Source organism: uncultured Campylobacter sp., assembly GCF_938045595.1.
GTDB lineage: Bacteria > Campylobacterota > Campylobacteria > Campylobacterales > Campylobacteraceae > Campylobacter_B.
Genome location: NZ_CALIBB010000032.1, coordinates 1 through 5,434 on the forward strand (window position 1 = coordinate 1; position 5,434 = coordinate 5,434).

The following is a 5,434-nucleotide window of genomic DNA, read 5'->3' on the forward strand; positions in this document are numbered from 1 at the left end:
CGCCGATTACCACGCGCGATAGCCCGAGCTGTGCCAAAAGCTCGGCGCAAGACGGCGTCTTGCCGCGGTGCGCGCAGGGCTCGAATGCGGCATAGGAGCACACATCTGGTTTTGACGTATGTTCGAGCTATGCGCTATTTTCTAAATTAGGCACGATCCGTGTACATGTCGAATAGCGCGCTGTATGTTGAAAACGCACGAGAATGCCGCTCGTAAATTTTATAAAATTTTAAAATTTAATCGAAATCTGATAAAAAAATTTATAAAATAACTCATCAAATTTCAAAAGGATAAAATTTGCCGACGCCAAAAGACAACGCTGCAAGCTGCAATGAAAACCAGGCTGAAAATATAGCCCAAAATAACGCCAAAAGCGAGGCGCAAAATTTCACCGAAAATCAGACCGTAAATAACGCTGAGGGTAAAATCGAAGCCGCCGCCGAAGCCAAAGCGACTGTCAAAAACAAAACCAAAACCGCTGCTGAAAATAGAGCTGAAATCGGTGCCAAAAATCAAAGCGGAAGCGGAGCCAATGTCGGTGTTGAAAGCGGGGTTAAAGCCGTTAAAGCAAATACCGCTGCCGATAAAGCGGCTTCGGCTGTGCTAGATGCCGCGGAAGGTAGGACTAAAACCTCCGCCGAAAATCAAAGCAAAAACCGGGTCAAAACCGACAAGGCCTCATCTGCCGGTGCGGCTGCGCTTAGCGACGCTGCCGAAGCCAACGAAACCTTCTTGGCTAATGCTTCCGCGCTAGGCGCTGCTGCGGGCATGAAAGCAGGTCTTGCCAAGGTTAGCGGGCGCGCAAAGACGAACAAGATATTTTTTATCGGCGCAACCTTGCTGATGTTTTGCTGCGTGATCTATCTGTTCTCGCCGTTTTTGATGGTGATCGTAATCGGCGTGCTGATGGCGGTGGCGACCTCGGGCCTGCACGCTAAAGTAACGAAGCTGTGCCGCGGCAGGCGCACGCTAGCCTCGGTGCTTAGCCTGTTTTTGCTCTGCGCGCTTTTTTTCGTGCCCTTCATCTACGCCGTGATCGAGATCGCCAAAAACGCCGCGAGCTTCGATATGGCGCGCCTAAACGACGCGCTTAGCTACGTTCAGAGCCTAGACATCAGGCTGCCCGGGCCTTTTGAAAAATTTGATACGCAGTTTCGCTCGTTTTTGGCAAACCTAGACGTCGCGGGCCTAGCGAAGCAGATCATCTCCTACCTCTCGGTCGTTGGGAAATCCAGCGCAAAATTTATCGTCGATATGGTGCTTATCATCGTGTTTTGCTTTTTTGCATACCTCTACGGCGAGAGCTTCAAGCGCTTTTTCAAAAAAATTCTACCCGTCGAGCCCGCGCAGATCGATTATATCTTTTCCGAGACGGCAAATACGATGAGCGTCGTGTTTTACTCGACCATCTTCAACGCCGTATTGCAGGGCTTTTTGTTTTCGATCATAGCGGGGATCTTCGGCTTTGACGCGCTGCTGATGGGAGTACTTTTCGCTTTCTGTTCTCTCATCCCCGCAGTCGGCGGCGCGCTCATCTATGTACCCACCGCGCTATACGTGCTGGCCCAAGGTAGCACCTCGGGCGCGATCGTGATAATGGCGTATTGCGTGATACTGATCTCGACGCTCGCGGACAGCTTCGTAAAGCCGCTCGTGATAAAATTTATCAACTCGCGCCTAGTAGAAAACCCCGCAAACATCAACGAGATGCTGATTTTCTTCTCGATGCTTTCGGGCATCAGCACGTTTGGGTTCTGGGGCGTGATCTTGGGGCCCGCGATTTTAACGCTATTTATCGCGGTGCTAAATTTATACGACTATCTAAAAAAGATAGAATTCGAGTAGGGCTTGCGTCGCTGGGTGCTTTTAAATTTATGAAAATGCTGCCCGTAAAGCGCAATGCCTAACATGTCCTGGCGGCTTTTTCGTCCTGGCGGCTTTTTGTCCGTTCGCGCTCTTGCGCGGGCTTAAAGGCTTTAAATTTAAAGGCAAATTTTAATTTCAGCTGCTGCTCGCGCCCTTTAGACGCCTGCATTATAAATTTTAAAATTTAGCTTCGGTGCGGAATTTTACGCCTAGGAATTTTAAAATTTAGCTCTTGTTTTGAGATTTAAAGTTCTCATCCGCGCCGTAAGGTCCGTGCGCCTAACGAAGGGTTGCCGCGGCATCAAAACCGCAATCTTGCACGATCTTTAAAATTTGCAGCTCATCCTCGGCGATTAGCACATGGTTTGCTGACGGTATTTTGATCGTTTAATAAACATTGACACGTCGTCCAACCCCCATAAAATTTTATCTTTGCGGCGTACTCAAGCTATGCGCGCGGAAGTGATCTATGCCTAGCGGCCGGTATCGGGTCGCCGTATTTTTATAGCGGCACCTTAAGCAGACGAACCGTCGCGTTTATAAGCACGGCGTCGGACGGCAGTCGCTACGGCGCCGCCTTTTATGCGGCGTCTGATTTTGGTACGGCATGTTTTTTATGTAGCGCGAGGCATCGCACTGCGTAGAAATTCTATAAATTTATCCGCCCGTCGCTTTTTAAAATTCCACATCGTCGCGGGGCTTAACTGCGGACTAAAATTTCACAGACGAATGCAATGCGGCGGATCAAAAGCATAAAAATCGGCTAGGAGCGCAAAAGCGGCGTCGGGCTAGAGATACAAAAACAGGCTAGAAGCGGTAAAGATGAGTTGGAAAAAATTTCAAATTCTGTGGGTGCGGATAAAATTTATACAAAAAATTTTACCGAGTGACGCAGAGATCGCTGAAAATATAAAATTTAGACAAAAAGCGCGAATATGGCGGCGGCGGTTTAGACCCGCACCTTGCCGCCGTATTTGATCTGGCTCGGATCTTTTTCGTCCAGCTCGCGCATTATCTGTTCACCGTTATCGGAGTTTGCCGCGGCGATATCTGCGTCCAGATCGGAGTATGAGTAGATCATCATCGCCTCGCTTACGCCCTCTATGGCCTCTATCGCGCGAAATGCGGCGATCTCGTCCTCGAAGCTCTCCGCGCTAATCGTGGCTACCGCCTTGCCGTCCTCGCACGCGACGAACTCGCAGCTGCCGATACTTTGCAGCTGCTTGCGAAACGCCGCTACGTCGGTATTTGCGCCTAGATAGATCACGACGCTTGAAATATTCATTTTAGCCCCCAAAAGTAGATATATCTATTGTACCCCGAGCCCACGAGATACTCTCCTGCGAAAAGCAGATAGTTGATGATGTCGTTGTCTAGCTCGATGCTGCGGACGATCTCGCCTGCTTTATCGATTACGCGCACGCCGTTACCAACGGTAAAAGCGCCCAGCTCGGGGCTTAGCGCCACGGCAAAAACTGCAAAATGGGCGTTATAAAATTTAGCGAAATCGCCGTTTTCGTAGTAGCACGATCTTTCTTTGTCGTTCGAGCCGCTCATCATACGATCGCCAAGCAGCGCCACGGAGTAGATCCCGTCCTTGTGCAGGGACTTTTGGCTCATAAGCTTTTTCGCTTTCGCGTCGAAATAAAACACGATGCCGCCTTCGCACGAGATTAGTAGCGTCCCGCTAGCGCGGTCGTAGGCGCTGCCGCCCAAAGACGCGATGGTGAGCTTTTGCTCGAAGCTTACCTTGCCGCTAGGTAGGTCGAAGTATAAAATTTCGCTACCAAGACCTAGCAAAATCACGGTGTTTTCGTCGTAGAAATAGACGTTTTTAATCCCAGTCATCGGCAATTTATAGTGCGTGATCTTGCCGCCTGCAAACACGCCCAGCATCTTTTCAAACGCGTCGCCGTTATACAAAAATGCGTATTTTTCGCCTAGTTTATCGACGTCGAATATGGTAGCGCCCATCGGCTCGTCTAGGTAATTTTTGGACGAGGGCAGGGCGAAAATTAGCGTTTTGGATATTGCGTCTGACGCGGAATTCCGGGCGGAATTTAATGCCGTAGAATTTTCGGCAGAATTTTGCGCTGTACAATCTGCCGTTGCGGAATTCTCTACGGAATTTATAGCGGCGGCATTTGCCTCGAAATTCCCCGTGGAATTTACGCTCGCTTTTGCATTAAAATTCTGCGCCGCATTGGAATTTGTGCTTGCGGCGGAATTTTGATCTGCGGAATTTATGGCAGCGGCGGAATTTCGCGTGGAATTTTCCGCGGAGCTAATGGCAATTTTATAGAGCTTGCCGTCGTCGAGCCCTGCGTAAATTTCGCCGTCTAGATTTTTTAGCACCGCAACATTTGCGTCAAGCTCTAGTATGAAGCTAGCGTGTTTGATCTTTGCAGGCGTATCTATGCCCGCAGCGCCGCTAGGCGTCGCGACGCCGTTACCGGCATAGATGAAGCAGGCGCAAAGTAGCAGCGGTAAAAATTTCATCGTGCGCTCCTACTCAACCTCGGCGCCTTGATTTAGCGTATCTATGAGGTTAGAAGTGGAATTTGCGTCGCTAAACCTGCTAAAATCAGCCTTGAAGTTGTTTTTCACGAGCGGATTGGTTTGGGCTTGCGGTACGTGGCATTGAGTGCAGTTGAATCTCTGCTCGGCTAGCGTGCCGTTTAGATCCGCGCCTGTGCGAAAGTCCACCAAGTGGCTTTTTGGAATCGGCGTAGAGCCTACATCCTTAGCGACATCGGGCATATGGCAGGTTACGCACATATTGTTATCCTTTGTGATCGGCACGAGCCCCTCTAAGCTGTGCGGTATGAGCGGCGGAGCGTTTTCGAAGCTGCGCTCGATTTTCGAAGCGGCGCCCGGAGCATCCTCGCTATATTTGAAATCGGGCAGGGAATTTTTATTTTGCACCGATTCGTCCACGCTTTTTATAAAGCCCAAGCTGTCGGCGTCTATAGAAGCCGTCTTGTCCGCGGCAAATAGCGCCGCACAGCATGCAAGAGCCAAGCCTAAAACCATTTTTTTCATTTTTTCACTCCTAATATACTAAAATTTAACGCATCGTCGTCGCATACGTCGATGCAGCGCCCGCAGCTGATACACTCGCTGCTAACGCGCCCGTTTTCGCGCCCGACCATCTTAAGTACCTGCACTTCGGGGCAGACCATTTTGCATTTGCCGCACATCGTGCATTTATCAACCTCGTGGCAAATACGAATGATGCTAAAATAGCTAAGCGCCGCCCAAAATCCGCCGAGCGGGCATAGCCGCGAACAGATCGTGCGATCGCCTGCAAAAATTTCAAAAACTACGATCAGTAGCGCGATTGCAAATGCACTAGCACTCAGCGATATGACGGCGCGCGCGAAAAGCGAGATAAAGTTTACGCTCTCAAACGCCGCAAAGCCGAAAGCTCCGCTGCAAATGAGCGCTAGCACCGCTAGGACGTAGCGAGCCTTGCGGTTTACGCTAACGATCTTAGTCGTTATGCTAAGTCTTTTACGAAGCCACGCGGCAAGATCGGTCAGTAAATTTATCGGGCAGACCCATGAGC

General features: G+C 50.0%; 5 protein-coding genes. 1 reads left to right on the plus strand and 4 read right to left on the minus strand.

What is annotated here, in order from left to right; genetic code table 11:
- The first annotated feature begins 297 nt into the window (after window positions 1-297).
- Window positions 298-1,845 carry an AI-2E family transporter gene (locus Q0340_RS01420; RefSeq protein ID WP_298081857.1) on the plus strand — a complete coding sequence of 516 codons (1,548 nt, stop codon included), beginning with the start codon at window positions 298-300 and terminating at the stop codon, window positions 1,843-1,845.
- 970 nt (window positions 1,846-2,815) lie between these two features.
- Here Q0340_RS01420 and Q0340_RS01425 read toward each other — a convergent pair.
- The 4 genes from Q0340_RS01425 to Q0340_RS01440 form a co-directional block, all read right to left on the minus strand.
- Window positions 2,816-3,151 carry a chaperone NapD gene (locus Q0340_RS01425; protein WP_298081858.1) on the minus strand — a complete coding sequence of 112 codons (336 nt, stop codon included), beginning with the start codon at window positions 3,149-3,151 and terminating at the stop codon, window positions 2,816-2,818.
- A complete protein-coding gene (locus Q0340_RS01430) occupies window positions 3,148-4,365 on the minus strand; it encodes a hypothetical protein (RefSeq protein ID WP_298081859.1) in 1,218 nt (405 codons plus the stop codon). The genes Q0340_RS01425 and Q0340_RS01430 overlap by 4 nt, the downstream gene beginning before the upstream one ends.
- A 9-nt stretch (window positions 4,366-4,374) precedes the next feature.
- Window positions 4,375-4,908 (minus strand): nitrate reductase cytochrome c-type subunit, encoded by a 534-nt coding sequence (locus Q0340_RS01435; RefSeq protein WP_297900532.1) that lies wholly within the window; start codon window positions 4,906-4,908, stop codon window positions 4,375-4,377.
- Window positions 4,905-5,434 (minus strand): 4Fe-4S binding protein (locus Q0340_RS01440; RefSeq protein WP_298081860.1); only part of this gene is annotated, 530 nt, incomplete at its 5' end. The genes Q0340_RS01440 and Q0340_RS01435, both read right to left, overlap by 4 nt.